The organism is Klebsiella sp. C283 (assembly GCF_048822555.1).
In the GTDB taxonomy this organism is placed as follows: domain Bacteria; phylum Pseudomonadota; class Gammaproteobacteria; order Enterobacterales; family Enterobacteriaceae; genus Klebsiella; species Klebsiella quasipneumoniae.
In genome coordinates, this window is record NZ_JBMEZS010000002.1 from 19,215 (window position 1) to 42,009 (window position 22,795).

Below are 22,795 nucleotides of genomic sequence, written 5' to 3' on the forward strand. Positions count from 1 at the left end.
AGTGTTTGGTATCGGCGTGTAACCGAATGTACAAGGCGGGGAGTGGAAGGACGCGCCGGGCAGCCCGGCGCGGACGATCACAGATAGCGGGCGGTAAGGTGGTCGCGGAAGTAGCGGCTGTTAAGATCCTCGCCGGTGGCCTGCTGGATCAGCTGCGAGGTGGTGAAGCGGCTGCCATGCTGCCAGATATTCTGCCGCAGCCAGTCAAACAGGGCGCTGAAATCCCCTTCCGCGATATCACGGTCTAACGTCGGCAGCGCGCGACGGGCGGCGGTCATCAGCTGCGCGGCATACATCGCCCCCAGCGTGTAGGAAGGGAAGTAGCCGAAGCCGCCGTCGGTCCAGTGAATATCCTGCATACAGCCGTCCCGGTAGTTGCCGGTGGTCGACAGTCCCAGCCAGTGCTGCATTTTCTCATCCCACAGCGACGGAATATCTTCCACCTCTATCTCGCCGTCGATCAGCGCGCGTTCAATTTCATAGCGCAGGATCACATGCGCCGGATAGCTGACCTCATCGGCATCAACGCGAATAAAGCCTGGTTTCACCCGCTGGTTCCAGGCGATGAAATTCTCCTCGCTAAAGGCCGGCCGATCGCCAAAGCGTTCGCGCACCGCCGGCAGCAGGCGTTTCAGGAAGCGCTCGCTGCGTCCCAGCTGCATTTCGAAGAACAGGCTCTGCGACTCATGGATAGCAGTAGAGCGGGCCAGTCCTACCGGCTGGTCGACCCACGGGCGAGGCAGATTCTGCTCATAGCGGGCGTGGCCGGTCTCGTGGATCACGCCGAACAGAGCGCTGAGCAGGTCGTTTTCGTTGTAGCGGGTGGTGATGCGCACATCCTGAGGGACGCCGCCGCAAAACGGGTGGGCGCTGATGTCCAGACGCCCGCCGTCAAAGTCAAAGCCGAGGATGCGCATCGCCTGCAGACCCAGTTCGCGCTGCTCAGGGATCGGGAACGGCCCCTGCGGGGCGATCAAGGTTCGCGTCGCCTGCTTATCGACCGCTTGTCGCAGCAGGGAAGGCAGCCAGGACTTGAGATCGGCAAACAGGCTGTCCAGCCGGGCGCTGGTCATATCCGGTTCGAAAATATCCAGCAGCGCGTCATAGCGTGAGCCGCCCCGGGCGTCGGCGCGGATCTGCGCTTCCTCGCGGCTCAGCCTGACCACCTCGCGCAAATTATCGGCAAAGCCAGCCCAGTCATTAGCCGGCCGCTGACTGCGCCAGGCATGTTCGCAACGGCTACCGGCCAGCGATTTGGCCTCCACCAGGCTCTCCGGCAGCAGCGCCGCCTGAGCGTACTGGCGCTGCATTTCCCGCAGGTTGGCCTGTTCGAGGTCGTTGAGATCCTGCTGGCGGGCCGCCTGCAGCCATTGGCCCACTTTTTTATCGGTCAGGATCTGATGCTGTAGCACGCCGAGTTCCGCCAGCGCTTCGCCGCGGGCGGCGCTACCGCCCGGAGGCATCATGGCGAACATATCCCAGCCGGCGATGGCGGAGAGATGCGAAAAGCGCGACAGGCGCTGAAAGGTGCGGGTAAGCTGCTGATAAGGCTTATTTTCAGTCATAGTAGCGTTCGGTCCGTGACAGGTGAATGAACAGATTATCGGTATGCCTCTACACTATCCTGATACGCCTGGCGGGTCGAGCGTGGCGCGCAGAGGGCGGGGTAAAGCATTAGCCGCGTGATAGCAGGAAAAAAAGCGTGGCTCTGTGAGCAGTATTGCAGAAATCGGTAACGCATCGTGACTAAACTGTGATCGATAACGCAAGTCTGGAGGTTCGGGGGTGGTTTATGAATCCGTTCACCTGGCTGTTTATTGCCTTACTGTCCGTTGATGCCGTCAGAGAGCTGATGGGCTTGTCATCTATCATGGGCATGTGGTGAAACGTGGCCCGCAGGCCACGTCACGCGCGATTATTTGAGTCGCCGATACAGGCAAGTGCCGGTCAACAGCGCGGCAAGGAGCAGCAGCGCGATAAATCCGCCGACGCCGTTCCAGCCGTAGCGATGCCAGAACACCCCGCCTAATGTCCCCGCCAGGCTTGAGCCAAGATAATAGCTGAACAGATACAGCGATGACGCCTGACCGCGGGCGCGGCGCGCGCGCGGGCCAATCCAGCTGCTGGCGACGGAGTGCGCGGCGAAGAAGCCGGCGGAGAACAGCAGCATGCCGAGGAAAATAAGCCACAGGGAAGAAAAGAGCGTCATCAGCAGGCCGCAGAGCATCACGCCGGTAAAGCCGAGCATCACCGGACCGCGGCCATAGCGTACGGTCATGGCGCCCGCTTTCGGCGAGCTCCAGGTTCCGGTGAGATACGCCACCGACAGCAGACCCACCACCGCCTGGCTTAACGACCACGGCGACATCATCAGACGGTAGCCAATGTAGTTAAACAGGGTGACAAAGGCCCCCATCAGCAGGAAACCCTCGACGAATAGCAGCGGCAGGCCGCGATCGCGCCAGTGCAGGCGGAAATTAATCAGCAGCGTTTTTGGCCGCAGCGAGGTCGGGCGGAAATGGCGCGACTCGGGCAGGATTCGCCAGAACATAATCGCCGCGGCCAGGGCGAAGCCGCTGATCACCGCCAGCGCCACGCGCCAGCCGAAAAAATCGGTAAAGACCCCGGTGAGCAAGCGGCCGCTCATGCCGCCGATGGAGTTGCCGCTGATATAGAGTCCCATAGAGAAGGCCACAAAGCTGGGGTGGATCTCCTCGCTCAGGTAGGTCATACCGACCGCCGCCACGCCGCTCAGCGACAGGCCAATCAGGGCGCGCATAATCAGGATGCCGTGCCAGCTGGTCATCATGGTCGACAACAGCGAGCAGCAGGCGGCCAGCAGCAGCGCGGTGACCATCACCGGCTTGCGGCCTATGGCGTCCGACAGCGGGCCGGTAAACAGCAGGCCCACCGCCAGCATCGCCGTGGAAATGGAGAGAGAAATACTGCTGCTGGCCGGCGATACGCCGAACTCGTTCGACAGCACCGGCAGGATCGGCTGTACGCAGTAGAGCAGGGCGAAGGTGGCCAGACCGGCGGAGAATAGCGCGAGCGTGACGCGCATAAACTGCGGGGTGCCGCGCTTAATAAACGGATCCGGGCGGGATGCACCAGCGACGCTGACCTCGCCCGCCGGCACGGTGTCAACGGTTGTTGTACGACTCACAGAGAATTCCTTGGGTAGAAGTTGCTGCTTACCAACAGAGTGTTGTGACCATTCAGCTCACATTTTTAGGGTATGAAAATGTAAATATTCTGTCTAATATATTAATAATCTCAAATAAGACGTTTTAAATATGAATATCGAGTTGCGTCATTTGCGCTACTTTGTCGCCGTCGCCGAGGAGCTGCATTTTGGCCGCGCCGCGGCGCGACTGAACATCTCTCAACCGCCGTTAAGCCAGCAAATTCAGATCCTCGAGCAGCAGACCGGCGCCCGCCTGTTCGCCCGCACCAACCGCAGCGTCTGCCTGACGGCGGCGGGGAAACAGTTTCTCGCCGACAGTCGACAAATTCTCGCCCAGGTGGAGGACGCGGCCGCCCGCGCCGCCCGTCTGCACCATGGGGAAACGGGCGAACTGCGTATCGGCTTTACCTCCTCGGCCCCTTTTATCAAGGCGGTATCCGATACGCTGTCCCTGTTTCGTCAGCGCTACCCGGATGTGCATATTCTCACCCGCGAGACCAATACCCGCGAACAGATTGTCCCGCTGAGCGAGGGAGCCCTCGACCTCGGCCTGTTGCGCAATACCCAACTGCCGGACACCCTGGCGTGGCAGCGAGTGCTGCGCGAGCCGCTGCTGGCGATGGTCCCGGCGGACCATCCGCTGGCCCGCCAACCCTCGGTCAGCCTGGCGGCGCTGGCGCGGGAGCCGTTCGTCTTTTTCGACCCGCACGTCGGTACCGGCCTGTATGACGATATCCTTGGCCTGCTGCGCCGCTACGGCCATACGCCGGTGATTGCCCAGGAGGTGGGGGAGGCGATGACCATTATTGGCCTGGTGGCCGCCGGGCTGGGGGTGTCGATCCTGCCGGCCTCCTTTCAGCGCGTGCAGCTCAGCGAAATGCGCTGGCTGCCGATTGACGAACAGGATGCGGTGTCGGAGATGTGGCTGGTGTGGTCGAAACACCATGAGCAGGGGGCGCTGGCAAAACGCTTTCGTGACACGCTGCTGGCCTGGAAAAACGAGCGCAATTGAGACAAAAAGGGGCTGGAAATGTGCGGTAAATCACAAGGCTAAGCAAAAATTTGACGTTCACCATCGAAGTGCTTCACCATAGCCGAAAGTTTATTTCGAAGCGCGAAAATAAAGGGAGTCAATGGTGGTAGCGGATAGTCAACCAGGCCATATCGATCAAATTAAGCAGACCAATGCGGGCGCCGTCTATCGCCTGATTGATCAGCTCGGCCCGGTATCGCGTATCGACCTCTCCCGATTTGCGCAACTGGCGCCCGCCAGCATCACCAAAATTGTCCGCGAGATGCTGGAAGCGCATCTGGTGCAGGAGACTGAGATTCAGGAGCCCGGCAGCCGCGGGCGGCCGGCGGTGGGTCTGATGGTGGAAACCGAGGCCTGGCACTATCTGGCGGTGCGCATCAGCCGCGGCGAGATCCACCTTTCGCTGCGCGATTTAAGCAGCCAGCTGGTGGTGGAGGAGCAGCTGGAGCTGGCCCTTACCGACAGCTCGCCGTTTCTGACGCGGATCATCGACCATATCGATCGCTTCTTTATTCGCCACCAGAAGAAGCTGGAACGCCTCACCTCCATCGCCATCACGATGCCGGGTATCATTGATACCGAAAACGGCATTATTCATCGCATGCCGTTTTATGAAGAGGTCAAAGACGTCCCGTTGGGCGAAACGCTGGCCAACCATACCGGGGTGCCGGTCTATATTCAGCATGACATTAGCGCCTGGACCATGGCGGAATCGCTGTTTGGCGCCTCGCGCGGCGCCCGGGACGTCATTCAGGTGGTGATCGATCATAACGTCGGCGCCGGGGTTATCACCGACGGACGTCTGCTGCACGCCGGCAGCAGCAGCCTCGTGGAGATCGGTCATACCCAGGTCGACCCCTATGGCAAACGCTGCTACTGCGGTAACCATGGCTGTCTTGAAACGATCGCCAGCGTGGAGAGCGTGCTGGAGCTGGCGCAGATGCGGATGGCACAGTCGATGAGCTCGCTGCTGCATCAGCGTCCGCTGAGCGTGGAGTGGCTGTGCCAGGCGGCGCTGCAGGGCGACCTGCTGGCCCGGGACATTATCAGCGGCGTCGGTCATCACGTCGGTCGCATTCTGGCGATCATGGTCAATCTGTTTAACCCGCAGAAAATCCTGATCGGCTCGCCATTTAACCTGGCGGCAGACATTCTTTTTCCGGCAATTTCCAGCTGTATTCGGCAACAATCACTCCCGGCCTACAGCCAGCATATCGCAGTTGAAAGCACCCAGTTCTCCAACCGCGGAACGATGGCTGGCGCGGCGCTGGTCAAGGATGCGCTCTATAACGGATCCTTACTCATACGACTGTTACAGGGTTAACATTTTTTCATAGTCACACCAAAAATTGCGCTATCTCAAGCTGACCCCCAGCGGCTTCACGTAGACTTTGCCCACTGTTGATTATTTCTCTCCCGTATATTTCATCGACAAAACTGTGGGGTTAGTGATGTTTAAGCGTTTCTTTATTACAGGTACAGACACTGCTGTCGGGAAGACAGTGGTTTCCCGTGCGCTGTTGCAGGCACTTGCTGCCAGAGGCAAAAGCGTGGCCGGGTACAAGCCTGTGGCGAAGGGCAGCAAAGAGACGCCGGACGGTTTGCGTAATAAAGACGCGCTGGTGCTGCAGAGCGTCTCCACGCTGGCGTTACCCTATGAAGCTGTCAATCCCATCGCCTTAAGCGAAGACGAAAGCAGCGTGGCGCACAGCTGCCCGATCAACTACGGTCTGCTGTCGGATGGTTTGCAGCGGCTGGCCGGGCAAGTTGAACACGTGGTGGTTGAAGGCACCGGCGGCTGGCGCAGCCTGATGAACGACCTGCGACCGCTCTCCGAATGGGTGGTACAGGAGCAGCTCCCGGTGCTGATGGTGGTAGGGATCCAGGAAGGGTGCATCAACCATGCGCTGCTGACGGCCCAGGCGATCGCCAATGACGGGCTGCCGCTGATCGGCTGGGTGGCCAACCGCATTAACCCCGGTCTGGCGCACTACGCCGAAATCATTGATGTGCTCAGCAAAAAGCTGCCGGCGCCGCTCATTGGCGAGCTGCCGTATCTGCCGCGCGCCGAACAGCGTGAGCTAAGCCGCTACGTCGACTTAGACATGCTCGGCAACGTGATGGCGATAGATCGAATCTCGGCGTAACGTACGCGACAGCACCGACGCCACCACGCAGGTGATCAGCAGGCCGGGCAGCAGCACATACTGCCCGGTCATCTCACAAATCATCAGTGTCGACATGATTGGCGCATGGGTAGTGGCGGCAAGAAACGCCGCCATGCCGGTCAGTCCCATCATCATAGCCATCTCCTGCTCCCCCGGTAGCCACAGCCCGCTGAAGCGGGCCAATAGCATGCCCATCGCCAGGCCGACAAACAGCGTGGGGGTAAACACCCCGCCCGGCGCGCCGGAGCCACTGCTGGCCAGCACCGCCAGCAGTTTGCACAGGAATACCGCTACCAGCAGCGCGCCGGGCGGCGGCAGCAGCAGATAGCTTTGCACCACGCTGTAGCCGTTGCCCCACACCGCCGGCGTGATGAGCGATAAGCCGCCGACGATCAGACCGCCCAGCGCCAGCTGCCACGGCGGCGCCAGTTTCAGCCTGACGAACCCGCGGTGGCTGTATTCCATCAGCCAGATAAACAGCGGCCCGCACAGTCCGGCCAGCAGTCCGGTGGCGAGCATCAGGCCATAGTGCAGCGCGCTGAGATCCTGCTGCAGGACGACATGGTACAACGGCGCGGCGCCGCCGTTGAGAAACTGGGTCAGCAGCAGGGCGATCACCGCCGAGATCACTACCGGCCCAAGCGAGGCCAGCATCAGCGTGCCAAACAGAATTTCAGCGATAAACAGGCTGCCGGCCAGTGGAGCATGATAGGCGCTGGCCATCCCGGCGGCGGCGCCGCAGGCGACCCACAGTTTCCATTCGGCCTGCGGCGTGAAGCGGCGGGCGAACAGCGAGGCCGCCAGCGCGGCCAGCAGGATCATGGCGCCTTCCCGGCCAATCGCGCTGCCGGTGACCACCACCAGCAGCGAGGCCAGCGACTTCACCAGGCTTGCCGGCGTATCGAAGCAACCGTCTCCGGTCTCCAGGGCTTCCATATAATCGGTGGCGGCGTGCGGACGGGCAACGCGGCGTCGTTGCCACAGCCAGAGAAGTGCCCCTGCCGCCAGTCCCCCCAGCGCCGGGGTAATCAGCCGTCGCCACGCCGGCAGCGACTGCGCGGCGTTGACCAGGCTCCCGCTGTCGTTACCGAGAAACAGCGTTTCCAGCACCACCATGGCATGGCGAAACAGGGCCACCGCCAGGGCGGCGAGAAGGCCAATCAGCGTGGCGATCAGCAGGCGACGAAACATCACCTGCACATCAGGATAGGGATGAAGACGGTGCATCGGTCACGGCGAGATTGGGAAAACATGGCCTTATTGTGATAGGGAATAAACTTATATGCAAAAGCGATAAGTGCGGGGCACGGAGAGGGGAGCCATCAAGGAAACCGCGCCGACTCCCGGCGCGGCAAAGGGATTAGCGATAGAGCGGCTTTTCCGCCACCGCGAGGGGCAGACCCGCCTGCCACTGCGCCAGGGTCGCCTGCGCCAGCTGGCCCAGCGCCTGGTAGAAGGGGTGGGCGGCATGTTCGACAAAGACGCTCAGGAAGCGCCCGGACCACGGCAGCAGATGCCAGGCCAGCAGCTGGGCAAACAGCGCCTCCTGCTCCGTTTCGCACAGCCACGCCGCCAGCAGCAGCAGGGTGCCGAAATGGTCTTCCGGCTCGTTGCGATCGGCGTCCAGTGCGATGCCGTTCGCGCGCATCCATTCGCGCAGGGCCAGTGTGGATTCGCCGAACAGCACCGACTCTTTATCCAGCCAGACGGATCCCCAGGGCGGCGCCGGCAGGGCCCACGGTCCGATAAACAGGCGCTGCCAGGCTTCCGGCAACGACTCTTCAACCGACGCGGCAAACCCCGATGCCAGCGGGGCGGCAACCGGGAAGGGCCACTGTTGCTGCCAGCTGCCGTCCTGGAAGGCGGCCACCAGCGGCGCGATTTGCGGGCTATTCGGCGCATAAGAGAACAACGCGCCCAGGGTACGGGCGCTTAAGGCGACAGCGTCGCGGTGAGGGAACGGCATCATCACTTATTCCTTTCTGCGGCGCGCGCCGGCGCGCCGTCTCATTAACGGGCAACCGCCATACCGACGGTCATATGGAGCCCATAAAACAGGCCGCGGCCAATACATTCCGCGATCAAGACCAGCAGCAGACCGGCCAGCAGCCCCGCAGCGCGCGGCGGCTGACGGCGGATCAGCGGACACAGCCAGCAGCCGAGTCCCAGCGCCAGCAGGATCAGACGTAAGGCCTGCAGTCTGCCGTAATCCGGCAGCAGGGTGGCCGCCTGCTGAACGGAGCTGTGTATGGCGCCGAGCCCGGCGCTTTGCATCACGATAATCGCGGCGCTGATGACCAGCGCGGCCACGCTCAGACCGGCAATAAACCAAGCGTTAACGTCGACTTTCGCCATTCGCAGCAGCAGGGCGGCGAACAGCGGCCCGCTGAGGAGTACCGTCAGGAAGAAGGCGCTGGTGGTGTAGCCAGTGTACCATGTCGGCACGGTATCGATTTGATAAACCCGGGTCATCGCCAGCACAAACAGCAGTCCCAACAGCAGGGCGATCGCCAGCCAGACTTTACCCAGCGCCGCCGGCATTTTTTCCAGCACGGCCAGCAGCCACCAGAATCCGCCCACGACGAAAAACAAGGCGCCGCTGGCGATTTCGTTGCTCAGCGCCGAGGCCCCGACGCGGTTCAGCGAGTTAAACGCCCGCAGCGGCGAACCGAGATGCATCACTGAGGCGAGAAAACCGATCCCCATCAGCAGCCAGATAAAAAACATGCTGCGCACCAGCCGCTGCCGCGCTTCGCGCTGGTCCGCCAGCGTCAGCCAGACCAGACCGCTGACGAGGGTCGCGCCGACCACGCATTGCCCCAGTACCGTAAACAGCACCAGCGGCCATTCCTGCCATCCGCTTCCCATCTCACACCTCCTTCGGGTTTGCAAGATAACCGGTGGTATCGCCACACGGCCGGGCGTTGCGGTTAGGTTTGATCGCGATGCTCGGCTGAGTGAAGTGCGCCGAGGGCAGCGGGGCCACCGCCGCCAGCTGGCCGTGCTTAGCGCGCAGTTCGGCAATGGGGCCGAAATCGAGCGCCCGCAGCGGGCAGGACTCGACGCAGATCGGCTTTTTCCCTTCGGCGACGCGCTCGTGGCAGCCGTCGCACTTGGTCATATGGCCTTTGTCGGCGTTATACTGCGGCGCGCCGTACGGGCAGGCCATATGACAGTAGCGGCAGCCGATGCACACCTCTTCATCCACCACCACAAAACCGTCTTCGCGCTTGTGCATCGCTCCGCTCGGGCAGACCTTGGTGCAGGCCGGATCGGCGCAGTGGTTACAGGCGATGGAGAGGTAATAGGCGAACACGTTCTGCTGCCAGACGCCGTTGTCCTCCTGCCAGTCGCCGCCGGCGTACTCATAGATGCGACGGAAGCTGACTTCCGGAGTCAGGTTCTTATAGTCCTTACAGGCCAGCTCGCAGGTTTTGCACCCGGTACAGCGAGCGGAGTCGATAAAGAATCCATATTGCGTGCTCATGGTTTACTCCTTAAACCTTCTCGATGTCGACCAGGTTGGTATGCTGCGGATTCCCTTTCGCCAGCGGCGAGGGGCGATGGGTGGTCAGGGTATTCATGCAGGCGCCATGGTCAACCCGGTCCCCGGCCATATTGGCGTCGTGCCACGCGCCCTGGCCCATCGCCGACACGCCCGGCATGATGCGTGGCGTCACTTTCGCCGGCAGCCGGACTTCGCCGCGCTGGTTGAACACCCGCACCAGATCGCCGTTTTTAATCCCGCGTTTTTCCGCGTCCAGCGGGTTGATCCACACTTCCTGACGGCAGGCGGCCTGCAGCACGTCCACGTTGCCGTAGCTGGAATGGGTGCGCGCCTTATAATGAAATCCAAACAGCTGCAGCGGATACTGGCTGCGCAGCGGATCGTCCCAGCCTTCAAATGTGGAGGCATAGACCGGCAGCGGACTGATGACTTCGTCTTTCTCCAGCTGCCAGCGGGCGGCAATTTCGGCGAGCCGGCTGGAGTAGATCTCAATTTTGCCGGACGGGGTTTTGAGCGGATGCGCTTCAGGATCGCGGCGGAAGTCGCGATAGGCGACGAAGTGGCCGTTCGGGTCCTTGCGCTTGTAGATGCCCATTCGCTTCAGCTCATCGTAGGCCGGCAGCGCCGGATCTTTCGCCACCATTTTGGCGTACAGATGCTGCAGCCACTGCGCCTGAGTACGTCCCTCGGTAAAACGCTGGTAGACATCGTCGCCGAGCCGTTGCGCCACTTCGCTTAAGATCCAGTAAATCGGTTTGCGTTCAAATTTCGCCGAGGTGGCGGGCTGGATGAAAATCAGATAGCCCATATTGCCGGCGTAATCGTTGGGAATAATATCTTCCTGCTCAACGGTCATCAGGTCGGGCAGCAGCAGGTCGGCGTATTTCGCTGACGAGGTCATAAAGTTGTCGATAACCACAATGGTTTCGCACTTGCTTTCGTCCTGCAGGATCTCGTGGGTCTTATTGATGTCGGAGTGCTGGTTGATGAGGGTATTGCCCGCGTAGTTCCACAGGAACTTGATCGGCACATCCAGCTTCTCTTTGCCGCGCACGCCGTCGCGGGTGGCGGTCATCTCCGGGCCTCGAGCGATGGCGTCGGTCCAGGTGAAGCAGGAGATGGCGGTTTTCACCGGGTTTTCCAGCACCGGAAGACGCTCGATGGTGATGGTGTAGGTCGATTCACGGGCGCCGCTGTTGCCGCCGTTGCCGGTTAAGATCGGCAGCATGGCGATCGCCCGGGCGGAGAGTTCGCCGTTGGCCTGGCGCTGCGGCCCCCAGCCCTGGCAGATGTAGGCCGGTTTGCTCATGCCGATGTCGCGCGCCAGCTTAATGATGCGATCGGCGGGGATGCCGGTGATACGCGAAGCCCACTGCGGCGTTTTGGCGACGCCGTCGTCGCCCTCGCCGAGGATATAGGCTTTATAGTGGCCGTTTGCCGGCGCCCCGGCCGGCAGCGTCTTCTCATCGTAGCCGACGCAGTATTTATCAAGGAACGGCTGATCCACCAGATTTTCGTTAATCAACACCCAGGCGATACCGGCGACCAGCGCGGCGTCTGTGCCGGGGCGAATGGGGATCCACTCATCTTCGCGACCGGCGGCGGTATCGGTGTAGCGCGGATCGATAACGATCATCCGCGCGTTGGAGCGCTCGCGGGCCTGTTCCAGATACCAGGTAATGCCGCCGCCGCTCATGCGGGTTTCCGCCGGGTTGTTGCCGAACATCACCACCAGCTTACTGTTTTCAATATCCGAGGTGCTGTTGCCGTCGTTACTGCCGTAGGTGTAGGGCATGGCGCAGGCGATCTGCGCGGTGCTGTAGGTACCGTACTGGTTAAGCGAGCCGCCGTAGCAGTTCATCAGCCGCGCCACCGGCGAAGCGGAAGGCGAGGAGCGGGTCATGTTCCCGCCGACAATTCCTGATGAGTAGTTAATGTACACGGCTTCGTTGCCATATTGCGCGACGACGCGTTTCAGACGGTCAGCAAGGGTATCCAGCGCTTCCTGCCAGCTGATACGCTCAAATTTGCCTTCTCCGCGTTTGCCGACGCGCTTCATAGGATAGTTAAGGCGATCAGGGTGGTTGATGCGCCGGCGAATCGAACGCCCGCGCAGGCAGGCGCGGACCTGATGATCGCCGTAGCGGTCGTCGCCGGTGTTATCCGTTTCCACGTAGACCACTTCATCATCACGCACGTGCAGCCGCAGGGCGCAGCGGCTGCCGCAGTTGACCGAACAGGCGCCCCAGACAATGCGGGTGTTGTCGCCGGCAGCCTGCTGTACCGCCGCCGCGGCGCTGCGCAGCGTAAAGGGCAGGGGAAGCCCGCCGGCGGCCAGCGCCAGAGAACCGAGGGCTGTGGATTTAAGTAGCGCGCGTCGGGTGACGCCGCCGGAAGATTCCTGATTCGACATTGCTCACTCCATGATAGTTATGCTGGGCGGAGAAGGGCCGCCGCGTCTTCAACAGACGCCGGGGTGAGCGATAATACGTTATGGGTAGCCGGCAGATCTTATCCCTGGTCAATGCAGGGATAAGATCTTTCGTTTGAAAGCGAGGCGGGCTTACTGAGCGTCGTTTTCGGCGGGACTGTCGCTGTTACGGGTGTAGGTGATTTTGAATGTGTCGTTGGCGCAATGACCCACCACCTGAGCGCCGGGCTGGTCCGCCTGGTCGTTTGGCACGATGGCCAGACTGAAGGCCGTTTCCGGTACGCCATTGTTAATGATCTTCTGTTGAATATCATTTTTGACCCGTTCACAGGAGTCGGGGGCCGCCAGCACGGTAGTGGAGCACAGCAGCAGCGCGGCGCCTGTCCAGAGGGATAGTTTCATCTTACGCTCCTTATCGATGGTATCCAGATTTAAGCATAGCAGAACTGGTGTAAACAATTGTATTTGCTAATATGATTGGATGTACACAAAAGGAATCACCTGTGAAAAGACTGTATTGGTTGATCCCCACCGCGCTGCTGCTGACGGCGTGCGACCGCGAAAGCGCCCCGGAAGCCTTCACCCCGGAGATGGCGAGTTTTTCCAATGAGTTTGAGTTCGATCCGCTGCGCGGTCCGGTGAAGGATTTTAGCCAGACGTTACTGGACGAACACGATGTGGTGGTCAAGAAGGTGAGCGCGCAGCTGTCAAAAGAGGGATGTTTCGATCTGCTGACGCTGGAGGATGTGGAGAATAACACCGGCGCCACGCTGCTGCTGGACGCCAACTACTACGTCGATGGCCGCACCCATGAGAAGCGGCTGCGTCTGCAGGGGAAATGTCAGCTGGCAGAGATGCCCGCCACCGGCGTGAGCTGGGAAACGGATGATAACGGCTTTATTATCAGCGCCCGCGGCAAAGAGACTACCGCCACCTACCGTTACGACAGCGATGGCTATCCGCTGGGGAAAACCACCACCGCCAAAGAGGAGCGATTTACCGTCGCCTCCACGCCGTCGAAGGATCCGCGCAAGAAAATGGACTATACCGCCATCAGCACCTTCAACGACCGCACGCTGGGCACGGTGCGCCAGACCTGCGACTACGATCGCCATGACAATCCGCTGAGCTGTGAGCTGCAGGTGATCGATGAAAGCGTCCAGCCGCCGCTGACCCGTCACTACACGATTAAAAACCGCATTGATTATTACTGAGCCGTCGGCTTCAGCAGAGACGGGCCCGGCGTTTTGTGTTCCGCCAGATACTGATGCTGGAACAGACACATGCGGATGGTGTTGCGGTACTCGCCGTTAATGAAAAACTCATGGATCAGTTCACCCTCGACCATAAAGCCGAGCTTGCGGTAAATATGGATCGCTTTTTCATTCTCTTTATCCACAATCAGATACAGCTTATACAGATTGAGCACGGTAAAGCCATAGTCCATCGCCAGCCGTGCGGCGCGGGTGGCGAGGCCTTTTCCCTGGAAGTCGGGTGAGATGATGATCTGAAATTCGGCCCGGCGGTGCACATGGTTGATTTCCACCAGCTCCACCAGTCCGGCTTTATCGCCATTGCATTCGATCACAAAGCGACGCTCGCTTTGATCGTGAATATGCTTGTCGTACAGATCGGAAAGCTCAACGAAGGCTTCATAGGGCTCTTCAAACCAGTAGCGCATCACGCTGGCGTTGTTGTCGAGCTGGTGAACAAAGCGCAAATCTTCGCGCTCAAGGGGGCGGAGTCTGACGTGTAGCGCGTCGGTCATGGGTATTCCTGTGGTCAAAGCGGAAAAGAGGGGGCTGAAAGGCGGCGCCCGCAGGCGCCAGCGTGCTCAGGGATTGATCGCCCGGCCGGTGCGGCGATCAAGGCAGCGCAGGGTGTTTGGTTCCCAGTAGGCATTGACGTTGGCGCTCTTCTGGCAGTTATCCTGCGCGTCAAAGGCGACATCGGTTTTGTCCCACTCTTTTTCCGCCCGTTTGTTCACCTTCTGGCGCAGGCTGCGGGTGTCGTTCCATTGCTCTTTTTCCATCGACGCCTGCTGACGGCTTTGCGCGCTGTCGCCGGACTCAATCACCAGCCGGTCGGTGGCCGCGAACGAGCTGGAGGTATAGACGACGGCGCTTAACGCCAGAATGGCGGTCAGGCACCAGCGTTTGTTCAGTGTCATGTTCATCACGGTTTCCTTTAAGTGATGGGTTAACCCTCAGGTTAAGTTTACTACAGCTCTTTTGCCGGGCATAGCCGACGAAACAGCGTAGGGAAAGGGCTATTATCGCGTAGAATAGTTCAACGCTTTGTCTCTTTTACGAATCTTTTAATGCTCAAAACAACGCTGCTGTTCTTTGCCACCGCCCTGTGTGAAATCGTCGGCTGCTATCTGCCGTGGCTATGGTTAAAGCGCGGGGCCACGCCGCTGCTGCTGATCCCCGCCGGCCTGGCGCTGGGTCTGTTCGTCTGGCTCCTGACGCTCCATCCGACCGCCAGCGGGCGGGTATATGCCGCCTACGGTGGCGTGTACGTTTGTACCGCATTGCTCTGGCTGCGGGTCGTTGATGGGGTCAAATTAACCCATTATGACTGGGCGGGGGCGGCCATCGCCCTGTGCGGCATGCTGATTATCGTGGCGGGCTGGGGACGAGCGTAAGCCCGTCTTATGTGATCCCTACCACTTTTTTAAACCCTAATTCTTGTATGGTAGTCGACCTGTTGCCTTACTTATCAGACATCATATTGGGTTATGACTCTGTAAGGAATCACGATGGCTATTGAGACATTTGCCCCACAGGCGGGCGCGACGCCGCTGCGCATCCGTCGGGTGCAGAAGATCACCCTGACGCTGCTGTTTATCGCCGGGATCGTTAACTTTCTTGACCGCTCTTCCCTGAGTGTCGCCGGGGAGGCGATACGCGCCGATCTGGGTCTGAGCGCCACCGAGTTCGGGGTGCTGCTCTCCGCTTTTTCGCTCTCCTATGGCTTCGCGCAACTGCCCTCGGGCATTTTGCTGGATCGCCTCGGACCGCGGGTTGTGCTGGGCGCCGGGCTGATATTCTGGTCTGCGATGCAGGCCCTGACCGGGATGGTTAATTCGTTCTCGCATTTTATTCTGCTGCGCATTGGCCTCGGGATCGGTGAAGCGCCGTTTATGCCCGCCGGGGTGAAATCGATCAACGACTGGTATGCGCAAAGAGAGCGCGGCACGGCGGTGGGGATATTTAACTCCTCCACGGTGCTGGGGCAAGCCATCGCCCCGCCGGCCCTGGTCATCATGCAGCTGGCCTGGGGCTGGCGGACAATGTTTGTGGTGATTGGTTTAGCCGGTATTCTGGTCGGCCTGTGCTGGTATGTGGGATACCGTAACCGGCGGCAATTTACCCTCCAGGAGGAGGAGCAACGCTATCTGGCCAGCGAGGAGGTGGCCCGGCCGGCGCTGAAACTGAGCGAATGGCTGGCGCTGTTTAAACGGCGTACTACCTGGGGGATGATCCTCGGCTTCTCCGGGGTGAACTATACCGGCTGGCTGTATATCGCCTGGCTGCCCGGTTATTTGCAGGCTCAGCAGGGGTTAAGCCTGGCGCGCACCGGCTGGGTGGCGGCGATCCCGTTCCTCGCCGCGGCGGTGGGGATGTGGGTCAATGGTCTGGTGGTCGACGCCCTGGCGCGCAGAGGCTACGATCTGGCGAAAACCCGCAAAACGGCGATCGTTGCCGGTCTGGTGCTGTCGGCGCTGGGAACGCTGCTGGTGGTGCAATCGTCCACGCCGACCCAGGCGGTGGCATTTATCTCTATGGCGCTGTTCTGCGTCCATTTCGCTGGCACCTCGGCCTGGGGATTGGTACAGGTGCTGGTGGCGGAGCATAAAGTGGCGTCGGTGGCGGCGATCCAGAACTTTGGCAGTTTTGTGTTTGCCTCCTTCGCGCCGATAGTCACCGGCTGGGTCGTGGATACCACCCATTCTTTCAATCTGGCGCTGGTGATCGCCGCCGGGGTGACCTTCGCCGGGGCGCTGTGCTACTTCTTTATCGTCAAAACCCGCATCGATTAACCGACCAGGAAGCCACAGGCCCGCAGGGAGGCGCGGCCTGCGCCATGCTCCATCTTCTCTTACCGCTTCGCGGCGGATTATCTCCTGCCATCCCAGAGATTTTGTGATCGCTCGCCAGCAGCCACAACCCGGCAAAAGCTTCTTGTATGGTAGTTGACAGAAATCAAAGATGTTATACCAATTGCGTGAGATGGTTGAGGCACAAAGGCATTCTCCTCGAGAGTTCTCCCAGAGAATGGTTGATGAGCCACATAACAACGAGAGTCATCATGGAAAACACCCTCTTAACCGCTAACGCCATACAGCCGGACTACGATCGCCGCGCGCTGGTTCCCCGTATCGTCCATCTGGGTTTTGGCGCGTTCCACCGCGCCCATCAGGCGGTCTACGCCGATATACTGGCCAGCGAGCACGGCAGCGACTGGGGCTACACTGAAGTCAACCTGATTGGCGGCGAGCAGCAGATCACCGATCTCCGGCAGCAGGATCTGCTGTACACCGTGGCAGAAATGTCCGCCGACGCGTGGACCGCGCGCGTGGTCGGGGTGGTGAAGCAGGCGCTGCACGCCCAGGTCGATGGTCTCGAGGCCGTGCTTTCGGCGATGTGTGAGCCACAGGTGGCCATTGTCTCCCTGACCATTACCGAGAAAGGCTATTGCCATTCGCCAGCCAGCGGCGAGCTGCAGCTCGATCACCCGCTGATCGCCGCCGATCTCGCTAACCCGCGCCAGCCGAAATCGGCAGTGGGCGTGGTGGTGGCGGCCTTAGCGCGTCGCCGGGCGGCAGGGCTGTCGGCCTTTACCGTGATGTCCTGCGATAACATGCCGGAAAACGGTCATGTGATGCGCAACGTCGTCTGCGCCTACGCCCGGGCGCTGGACGCGGATCTCGCCGCATGGATAGAACAGAATGTCACCTTTCCGTCGACCATGGTGGACCGTATTGTCCCGGCGGTGACGGCGGAAACCCTCGATAAAATTGAACAGCTGACCGGCGTGCGCGACCCGGCTGGCGTGGCCTGTGAGCCTTTCCGCCAGTGGGTGATTGAGGATAACTTTGTCGCCGGACGTCCACAGTGGGAGAAAGCGGGGGCGGAGCTGGTCGCCGATGTGGTGCCTTTCGAAGAGATGAAGCTGAGGATGCTCAACGGCAGCCATTCGTTCCTCGCCTATCTCGGCTATCTGGCCGGTTATCAGCATATCAACGACTGTATGCAGGATGACAACTACCGCCGCGCGGCGCTGGCGCTGATGCTGGACGAGCAGGCTCCGACCTTGAAAGTGCAGGGGGTGGATCTGTCACACTATGCCAGTCTGCTGATTGACCGCTACTGCAATCCGGCGCTCAAACACCGTACCTGGCAGATTGCCATGGACGGTAGCCAGAAGCTGCCGCAGCGCATGCTGGACTCGGTACGCTGGCACCTGGCGCACCAGCATGACTTCACGCTGCTGGCGCTGGGCGTGGCGGGCTGGATGCGCTATGTCGGCGGTGTTGACGACGCCGGCCAGGCGATCGAAATTTGCGATCCGCTGCTGCCGGTGATCAAGGAGGCGGTTGCCGCCAGCGCCGATGGCGAAGCGCGCGTCAAAGCGCTGTTGGGCATTGAGGCCATCTTCGGCCGTGAACTGCCGCAGGAAGCTCGGTTCGTCTCGGCGGTGACCCGCGCCTATGTTGCGCTGCAGCGTCAGGGGGCCAAAGCCACCGTTGCCGCATGGGCTGAGGCGCAATAATCGTTTATTCCCGGTGTCGGTCATGGGGTCGACACCGGCTCTTCTGCTGTTTCCGCACGGTTCCGCTGATATATCTTTTTTTGCTGTAGATCGCTTTTAGCAGACTAAAAATATGATCGACCGCAATGTCCTTACATAACTCTATATTTCCCTGATTTACTAAAGATAATTAGCTGTTATTTTTCCGAATAAAGGCTGGTCATTCACCGCAAAAATGGCATAGTTAAGTTATTGAAAAATCACTTTCTCTGGAAAAGGAGTGCGGGCCATGTATAAAAAAATTTTATTGCCTGTTGATGTTTTTGAAATGGATTTAAGCGATAAGGCAGTGCGTCACGCGGAATTTCTCGCGTCGGCGGAAAATGGCGAAATCACCTTGCTCAACGTTCTGCCGAACAGCAGCCGTTCGTTATTACGCGGGTTTACGGCGGATATTCGTAAATTCGAAGCCTATATGCAGGAAGAGTCGGAGAAAAAGATGCGCGAGGTGGCGCGACTGTTCGACATACCGATGTCGCGGATCCATACCCGGGTCGTCTTTGGTAACGTGCGCGATGAAATTCTGGCTATCAGTAACAACGAAGCGTTCGATGTGATAGTGATTGGCTCCCGCAAACCGGGGATCTCCACCCATCTGCTGGGCTCCAACGCCGAATCCATTTTGCGCTACGCCAAAACGCCGGTGCTGGTGGTCAGATAATCCTTTCCATTACGACGGCTGCGTCTGCCTTATTTCGCAGCCGTCTGATCCTTACTCTTCGCTAAACCAGTCGCGATTCTCCTGGCGGATCAACAGCACGGATTCGCTGATTTCATGCAAATGAATACTCATGGCTTTCTCGACCGCCTCGGCGTCGCGTTTTTCCAGCGCGGTGAAAATTTCATGATGCTGGCGCAGCAGCATCTCCGGGGAGGAGACATGGTCGAGGCTCATGTAGCGCACGCGGTCAATAGCGGCTTTGATGTTTTCCACCGTATCCCAGGCCAGCTGACAATCGGCAATAACTGACAACTTCTGGTGAAATTCATCATCAAGCAGGAAAAAGTCGTTTAACTGCTGACGGTCGACGGCAATACGCTGCTGATGAAGATTCTGCTCCAGCTGATAGACTTGCTCATCGTTAATCATGCCAGCGGCACGGCGGACCACCGCGCATTCAATCGCCTGGCGGACAAAGCAACCATTGCGCACCTGAGACAGGGAAATTTTGTTGACGTAGCTGCCGCGCTGGGGACGGATCTGGATAAGTCCATTCTCCGCCAGCTTAATAAAGGCCTCGCGCACCGGCTGACGAGATACCGCAAAACGCACGGAGACTTCTTTCTCCGACAGCGGCGTGCCAGGCGGGATCAGGCAGTGAACGATATCCCGGCGGAGGATGCGATAAATTTGCTGATTGACGGGTTGCGTCGGATTCAGTTGCGATTCTGCGGCCATTGATGGTTACTTTTTATGGGGTTATGCGCACTATTTTACGCGTTTTTTGCGGTTCCGCCCATACCCGGCCAGCAGGCCGGGTGGCTGACGGTTAGCCCTGGCGGTGAACGCTGAGTCCGGCAAAGCTCTGGCTCACCGGCATCATCTCCAGGGTGTTGATGTTGACGTGTTTCGGCAGGGTGGCCACCCACCAGACCGCCTCGGTCACATCTTCCGGCGTCAGGGCTTCGGTGTTCTCGTAGGTTTTACCGGCTTTGGCGTCATCGCCTTTAAAGCGGACGTTCGAGAACTCGGTGCCGCCCACCAGACCCGGCTCGATGTCGGTGACGCGCACCGCGGTGCCGTGCAGGTCGGTGCGAAGATTGAGGCTGAACTGACGGACGAAGGCTTTGGTCGCCCCATAGACGTTACCGCCGGCGTAAGGCCAGCAGCCTGCCGTGGAGCCGATGTTGATGATGTGGCCGCGATTGCGCGCCACCATGCCCGGCAGGACGGCGCGGGTCATGTACACCAGCCCTTTATTATTGGTGTCGATCATATCTTCCCAGTCTTCCACGCTGGCGCGGTGCGCCGGCTCCAGACCGAGCGCCAGACCCGCGTTGTTCACCAGCACATCGATTGCCTGCCACTCGGCGGGCAGGTCGGCAATCAGCGTCTCAATAGCGGCGCGGTTGCGAACGTCCAGTTGCGCGATATAAAGATTATCGCCCAGCTCGTCTTTCAGCGTCTTCAGGCGCTCTTCGCGACGTCCGGTCGCAATCACTTTATGACCGTTAGCGACAAAACGGCGAGTAATACTTTCACCAAAACCGGCAGTGGCGCCGGTGACCATGATAATCATCTTACTGTTCCTCAACGCTTTTTGTGTTTTCATACCATAGCACGCACAGGCGGCGACCGGTAACGGAAATCATTGCGACCCCTTAAGGAGAAGCCTAATCTTACAGGATAAGCCTGTACAGGAGAGAAAGATGTCCGAACAAAACCCCTTTTTTAGCGTCAGTCTGTTGCCTTACCAGGCGCCGCGGTTTGATCTGATTGAAGACAGTCACTATCGGCCGGCGTTTGATGAGGGCGTCCGGCAGCAGCGCGAGGAGATCCGCGCCATTATCGACAATCCGCAGCCGGCCAGTTTCGCCAACACGCTCGAGGCGCTGGAGCAGAGCGGACAGCTGCTGGCGCGGGTGACGCGGGTCTTTTTCGCCATGGCCAGCGCCCATACCAACCCTTATCTGCAATCACTGGATGAACAATTTTCCGCCGAGCTCGCCGGGCTGGGGAATGACATCTGGCTCAACGAGGCTTTATTCCAGCGGGTGAACAGCGTCTACGAGCAGCGCGAGACGCTCTCGCTTGACGACGAATCCCGGCGTCTTCTGACCCTGACATGGCAACGCTTTGTTCACGCCGGGGCAACGCTGGCCCCGGCGCAGAAGGCGGTGCTGCGCGCCCTGAACACCGAAGCGGCCACTTTACAAAGTCAGTTCCAGCAGCGGCTGCTGGGGGCGGCGAAAAGCGGTGGCCTGGTGGTCGATGACCGGCATCAACTGGATGGCCTGACCGATGAGGAGATAGCGGCAGCGGCCGACGCGGCGCGGGAAAAAGGGCTCGGCGATCGCTGGCTGCTGACGTTGACCAACACCACCCAGCAGCCGCAGCTGCTTGCGCTGCGCGACCGGCAAACGCGGGAGAATCTCTTCGCCGCCGGCTGGACGCGCAATCAGCAGGGCGATGAGCATGATACCCGTAGTCTGGTGCTGCGGCTGGCGGCTATCCGCGCGCAGCAGGCGGAACTGTTGGGGGCGACAAATTACGCCAGCTGGGCGCTGACCGATCAAATGGCGGCTTCTCCGGCGGAGGCATTGGGCTTTATGCGTCAGATTGCGCCGGCGGCGCGGGCGAGGGCGGAACGTGAGCTGGCGGACATCCAGCAGGTGATCAACAACGAAGGCGGGGAGTTTCGCGCGCAGGCATGGGACTGGCTCTACTACAGCGAGCAGGTGCGGCGGGCTGCCTATGCCATTGATGACGCACAGCTCAAACCCTATTTTGCCCTCGAGCGCGTGCTGCAGGACGGCGTCTTCTGGACGGCATCGCAGCTCTTTGGGCTCCGCTTCGTGGAACGCTTTGACATCCCGGTGTACCACCCGGATGTGCGGGTTTGGGAGGTCTTCGACCACAATGGCGAAGGGATGGCGCTGTTTTACGGTGATTATTTCGCGCGCGATTCAAAGAGCGGCGGCGCCTGGATGGACGTGTTTGTCGAACAGTCGACCCTGCGGGAGCAGCGCCCGGTTATCTATAACGTCTGCAATTATAGCCGGCCGCAGAGCGGACAGAGCGCGCTGTTGTCATGGGATGAGGTGATCACCCTGTTCCATGAGTTTGGCCACGCACTGCACGGACTGTTCGCCAGCCAGCGCTATGCCAGCCTCTCCGGGACCAATACCCCGCGGGATTTTGTCGAGTTTCCGTCGCAAATCTTCGAACACTGGGCCAGCCATCCGCAGGTATTCGCCCACTATGCGAAGCACTATCGCTCCGGAGAGCCGATGCCGGAGGCGCTGCGCGACAATATGTTGCGTGCTGCAACCTTCAATAAAGGGTATGACATGAGCGAGCTGCTAGCCGCCGCGCTGCTCGATATGCGCTGGCACACGCTGTCGACCACCGGATTTCCGGACGAGGTGGACGCATTTGAGCAGAGGGTACTCCGGGAAGAACACCTCGATCTGGCGGCCGTTCCCCCGCGCTATCGCAGCAGCTACTTCTCCCATATCTTCGGCGGCGGCTATGCTGCAGGCTATTATGCCTATCTGTGGACCCAGATGCTGGCCGACGACGGCTATCAGTGGTTCGTGGAGCAGGGCGGTTTGACCCGTGAGAACGGTCAGCGCTTCCGGGAAGCGATTCTGTCGCGCGGCAATAGCGCTGATTTAGCTGAACTTTATCGCCAGTGGCGCGGGCACGATCCACAGATTGAGCCGATGCTGAAAAATCGCGGTTTGAGCGCATAGGCCATCGGGCGGTGAGAAGCGATCGATTGGGTGTTTTCCTTATCAGGCGCTTTTCACTGGCCGTGCTTTGATCGCAGGGGATTGCGCCAGGCGCCGGTCAGGAGAAATAGCGCGAAAATAATCAAATACACATTTAGAGAAAAGCCACTTAATCCCGTTGCGATATCGAGGTAGTCTTTCAATAACCTCATGCAGGTGGTAATAAAACCACCTGCCACGATATCTCTCCCTGGAA

23 protein-coding genes are annotated in these 22,795 nt (G+C 59.9%); 10 read left to right on the forward strand and 13 right to left on the reverse strand.

The annotated features are described in order from the left end of the window. Positions 1 to 77: 77 nt before the first annotated feature. Positions 78 to 1,565 carry a carboxypeptidase M32 gene (locus ACOI7Z_RS03080; RefSeq protein WP_137916289.1) on the reverse strand — a complete coding sequence of 496 codons (1,488 nt, stop codon included), beginning with the start codon at positions 1,563 to 1,565 and terminating at the stop codon, positions 78 to 80. Positions 1,566 to 1,792: 227 nt separating this feature from the next. Between ACOI7Z_RS03080 and ACOI7Z_RS03085 the strand changes: the two genes are divergently transcribed. Beyond that, on the forward strand, positions 1,793 to 1,885 hold the full coding sequence (locus ACOI7Z_RS03085; RefSeq protein WP_004206050.1) for a KPN_01571 family protein: 93 nt from the start codon (positions 1,793 to 1,795) through the stop codon (positions 1,883 to 1,885). 30 nt (positions 1,886 to 1,915) lie between these two features. Here ACOI7Z_RS03085 and ACOI7Z_RS03090 read toward each other — a convergent pair whose 3' ends face one another. Next, a complete protein-coding gene (locus ACOI7Z_RS03090; protein WP_023289545.1) occupies positions 1,916 to 3,166 on the reverse strand; it encodes an MFS transporter in 1,251 nt (416 codons plus the stop codon). A gap of 130 nt (positions 3,167 to 3,296) precedes the next feature. On the opposite strand from ACOI7Z_RS03090, the gene ACOI7Z_RS03095 reads away from it, so the two are divergent. From ACOI7Z_RS03095 to bioD, 3 genes are all read left to right on the forward strand, one after another. Beyond that, entirely contained in the window at positions 3,297 to 4,199 is a 903-nt protein-coding gene (locus ACOI7Z_RS03095; RefSeq protein WP_137916288.1) for a LysR family transcriptional regulator, read from the forward strand. Between the two features lie 124 nt (positions 4,200 to 4,323). Continuing rightward, a complete protein-coding gene (gene mlc / locus ACOI7Z_RS03100) occupies positions 4,324 to 5,544 on the forward strand; it encodes a sugar metabolism global transcriptional regulator Mlc (protein ID WP_032429145.1) in 1,221 nt (406 codons plus the stop codon). A gap of 127 nt (positions 5,545 to 5,671) precedes the next feature. Next, entirely contained in the window at positions 5,672 to 6,367 is a 696-nt protein-coding gene (bioD, locus tag ACOI7Z_RS03105; protein WP_137916287.1) for a dethiobiotin synthase, read from the forward strand. On the opposite strand, the gene clcB is transcribed toward bioD, so the two are convergent. The 6 genes from clcB to ACOI7Z_RS03135 form a co-directional block, all read right to left on the reverse strand. Then, positions 6,320 to 7,615 carry a voltage-gated ClC-type chloride channel ClcB gene (gene clcB / locus ACOI7Z_RS03110; RefSeq protein ID WP_064154666.1) on the reverse strand — a complete coding sequence of 432 codons (1,296 nt, stop codon included), beginning with the start codon at positions 7,613 to 7,615 and terminating at the stop codon, positions 6,320 to 6,322. The two genes, bioD and clcB, sit on opposite strands and share 48 nt — an antisense overlap. A 133-nt stretch (positions 7,616 to 7,748) precedes the next feature. Continuing rightward, entirely contained in the window at positions 7,749 to 8,357 is a 609-nt protein-coding gene (gene dmsD / locus ACOI7Z_RS03115) for a Tat proofreading chaperone DmsD (RefSeq protein WP_137916286.1), read from the reverse strand. A gap of 41 nt (positions 8,358 to 8,398) precedes the next feature. Beyond that, positions 8,399 to 9,256, reverse strand: a complete 858-nt coding sequence (locus ACOI7Z_RS03120; protein ID WP_137916285.1) for a DmsC/YnfH family molybdoenzyme membrane anchor subunit — start codon at positions 9,254 to 9,256, stop codon at positions 8,399 to 8,401. Between the two features lies 1 nt (position 9,257). After that, positions 9,258 to 9,875, reverse strand: coding sequence for a DMSO/selenate family reductase complex B subunit (locus ACOI7Z_RS03125; protein ID WP_137916284.1), 618 nt, complete (start codon positions 9,873 to 9,875; stop codon positions 9,258 to 9,260). A gap of 10 nt (positions 9,876 to 9,885) precedes the next feature. Further along, positions 9,886 to 12,309 carry a selenate/tellurate reductase subunit YnfE gene (gene ynfE / locus ACOI7Z_RS03130; RefSeq protein ID WP_137916283.1) on the reverse strand — a complete coding sequence of 808 codons (2,424 nt, stop codon included), beginning with the start codon at positions 12,307 to 12,309 and terminating at the stop codon, positions 9,886 to 9,888. Positions 12,310 to 12,459: 150 nt separating this feature from the next. Further along, on the reverse strand, positions 12,460 to 12,729 hold the full coding sequence (locus tag ACOI7Z_RS03135) for a DUF1161 domain-containing protein (protein ID WP_004206039.1): 270 nt from the start codon (positions 12,727 to 12,729) through the stop codon (positions 12,460 to 12,462). 101 nt (positions 12,730 to 12,830) lie between these two features. Here ACOI7Z_RS03135 and ACOI7Z_RS03140 point away from each other — a divergent pair, with 101 nt between their 5' ends. Beyond that, the gene (locus ACOI7Z_RS03140; RefSeq protein WP_023289554.1) at positions 12,831 to 13,541 is read left to right on the forward strand and encodes a YnfC family lipoprotein; all 711 of its coding nucleotides are present in this window, start codon (positions 12,831 to 12,833) and stop codon (positions 13,539 to 13,541) included. On the opposite strand, the gene speG is transcribed toward ACOI7Z_RS03140, so the two are convergent. Together speG and ACOI7Z_RS03150 are read right to left on the reverse strand one after the other, a co-directional pair. After that, positions 13,535 to 14,095: a spermidine N1-acetyltransferase gene (gene speG / locus ACOI7Z_RS03145; protein ID WP_004206037.1), complete on the reverse strand. Its 561-nt coding sequence runs from the start codon at positions 14,093 to 14,095 to the stop codon at positions 13,535 to 13,537. The genes ACOI7Z_RS03140 and speG overlap by 7 nt on opposite strands. Before the next feature lie 66 nt (positions 14,096 to 14,161). Beyond that, a complete protein-coding gene (locus tag ACOI7Z_RS03150) occupies positions 14,162 to 14,503 on the reverse strand; it encodes a DUF1283 family protein (protein ID WP_004206035.1) in 342 nt (113 codons plus the stop codon). Between the two features lie 108 nt (positions 14,504 to 14,611). Between ACOI7Z_RS03150 and ACOI7Z_RS03155 the strand changes: the two genes are divergently transcribed. The 4 genes from ACOI7Z_RS03155 (at position 14,612) to ACOI7Z_RS03170 (ending at position 18,805) form a co-directional block, all read left to right on the forward strand. Next, complete coding sequence (locus tag ACOI7Z_RS03155) at positions 14,612 to 14,974, forward strand: YnfA family protein (protein ID WP_072140454.1); 363 nt, start codon at positions 14,612 to 14,614, stop codon at positions 14,972 to 14,974. A 114-nt stretch (positions 14,975 to 15,088) separates the two neighbouring features. Beyond that, positions 15,089 to 16,372 (forward strand): MFS transporter, encoded by a 1,284-nt coding sequence (locus ACOI7Z_RS03160; protein WP_137916282.1) that lies wholly within the window; start codon positions 15,089 to 15,091, stop codon positions 16,370 to 16,372. Positions 16,373 to 16,641: 269 nt separating this feature from the next. Continuing rightward, the gene (locus ACOI7Z_RS03165) at positions 16,642 to 18,105 is read left to right on the forward strand and encodes a mannitol dehydrogenase family protein (RefSeq protein ID WP_086076189.1); all 1,464 of its coding nucleotides are present in this window, start codon (positions 16,642 to 16,644) and stop codon (positions 18,103 to 18,105) included. A 268-nt stretch (positions 18,106 to 18,373) separates the two neighbouring features. Continuing rightward, entirely contained in the window at positions 18,374 to 18,805 is a 432-nt protein-coding gene (locus ACOI7Z_RS03170) for a universal stress protein (RefSeq protein WP_048334875.1), read from the forward strand. Positions 18,806 to 18,856: 51 nt separating this feature from the next. Here ACOI7Z_RS03170 and ACOI7Z_RS03175 read toward each other — a convergent pair whose 3' ends face one another. Together ACOI7Z_RS03175 and ydfG are read right to left on the reverse strand one after the other, a co-directional pair. Continuing rightward, a complete protein-coding gene (locus ACOI7Z_RS03175) occupies positions 18,857 to 19,543 on the reverse strand; it encodes a GntR family transcriptional regulator (protein WP_004206025.1) in 687 nt (228 codons plus the stop codon). 91 nt (positions 19,544 to 19,634) lie between these two features. Next, on the reverse strand, positions 19,635 to 20,384 hold the full coding sequence (gene ydfG, locus ACOI7Z_RS03180; RefSeq protein WP_023289559.1) for a bifunctional NADP-dependent 3-hydroxy acid dehydrogenase/3-hydroxypropionate dehydrogenase YdfG: 750 nt from the start codon (positions 20,382 to 20,384) through the stop codon (positions 19,635 to 19,637). A gap of 130 nt (positions 20,385 to 20,514) precedes the next feature. Between ydfG and dcp the strand changes: the two genes are divergently transcribed. Further along, entirely contained in the window at positions 20,515 to 22,560 is a 2,046-nt protein-coding gene (dcp, locus tag ACOI7Z_RS03185; RefSeq protein WP_137916281.1) for a peptidyl-dipeptidase Dcp, read from the forward strand. Between the two features lie 53 nt (positions 22,561 to 22,613). On the opposite strand, the gene ACOI7Z_RS03190 is transcribed toward dcp, so the two are convergent. Then, the gene (locus ACOI7Z_RS03190; protein ID WP_171003149.1) at positions 22,614 to 22,778 is read right to left on the reverse strand and encodes a hypothetical protein; all 165 of its coding nucleotides are present in this window, start codon (positions 22,776 to 22,778) and stop codon (positions 22,614 to 22,616) included. Positions 22,779 to 22,795 lie beyond the last annotated feature (17 nt).

Bases quoted from the DNA above. Each gene is read 5' to 3' on its own strand.
- ACOI7Z_RS03080 (WP_137916289.1), bottom strand. From the start codon at position 1,565: ATGACTGAAAATAAGCCTTATCAGCAGCTTACCCGCACCTTTCAGCGC.
- ACOI7Z_RS03085 (WP_004206050.1), top strand. From the start codon at position 1,793: ATGAATCCGTTCACCTGGCTGTTTATTGCCTTACTGTCCGTTGATGCC.
- ACOI7Z_RS03095 (WP_137916288.1), top strand. From the start codon at position 3,297: ATGAATATCGAGTTGCGTCATTTGCGCTACTTTGTCGCCGTCGCCGAG.
- bioD (WP_137916287.1), top strand. From the start codon at position 5,672: ATGTTTAAGCGTTTCTTTATTACAGGTACAGACACTGCTGTCGGGAAG.
- clcB (WP_064154666.1), bottom strand. From the start codon at position 7,615: ATGCACCGTCTTCATCCCTATCCTGATGTGCAGGTGATGTTTCGTCGC.
- dmsD (WP_137916286.1), bottom strand. From the start codon at position 8,357: ATGATGCCGTTCCCTCACCGCGACGCTGTCGCCTTAAGCGCCCGTACC.
- ACOI7Z_RS03120 (WP_137916285.1), bottom strand. From the start codon at position 9,256: ATGGGAAGCGGATGGCAGGAATGGCCGCTGGTGCTGTTTACGGTACTG.
- ACOI7Z_RS03125 (WP_137916284.1), bottom strand. From the start codon at position 9,875: ATGAGCACGCAATATGGATTCTTTATCGACTCCGCTCGCTGTACCGGG.
- ynfE (WP_137916283.1), bottom strand. From the start codon at position 12,309: ATGTCGAATCAGGAATCTTCCGGCGGCGTCACCCGACGCGCGCTACTT.
- ACOI7Z_RS03135 (WP_004206039.1), bottom strand. From the start codon at position 12,729: ATGAAACTATCCCTCTGGACAGGCGCCGCGCTGCTGCTGTGCTCCACT.
- speG (WP_004206037.1), bottom strand. From the start codon at position 14,095: ATGACCGACGCGCTACACGTCAGACTCCGCCCCCTTGAGCGCGAAGAT.
- ACOI7Z_RS03150 (WP_004206035.1), bottom strand. From the start codon at position 14,503: ATGAACATGACACTGAACAAACGCTGGTGCCTGACCGCCATTCTGGCG.
- ACOI7Z_RS03160 (WP_137916282.1), top strand. From the start codon at position 15,089: ATGGCTATTGAGACATTTGCCCCACAGGCGGGCGCGACGCCGCTGCGC.
- ACOI7Z_RS03165 (WP_086076189.1), top strand. From the start codon at position 16,642: ATGGAAAACACCCTCTTAACCGCTAACGCCATACAGCCGGACTACGAT.
- ACOI7Z_RS03170 (WP_048334875.1), top strand. From the start codon at position 18,374: ATGTATAAAAAAATTTTATTGCCTGTTGATGTTTTTGAAATGGATTTA.
- ACOI7Z_RS03175 (WP_004206025.1), bottom strand. From the start codon at position 19,543: ATGGCCGCAGAATCGCAACTGAATCCGACGCAACCCGTCAATCAGCAA.
- ydfG (WP_023289559.1), bottom strand. From the start codon at position 20,384: ATGATTATCATGGTCACCGGCGCCACTGCCGGTTTTGGTGAAAGTATT.
- dcp (WP_137916281.1), top strand. From the start codon at position 20,515: ATGTCCGAACAAAACCCCTTTTTTAGCGTCAGTCTGTTGCCTTACCAG.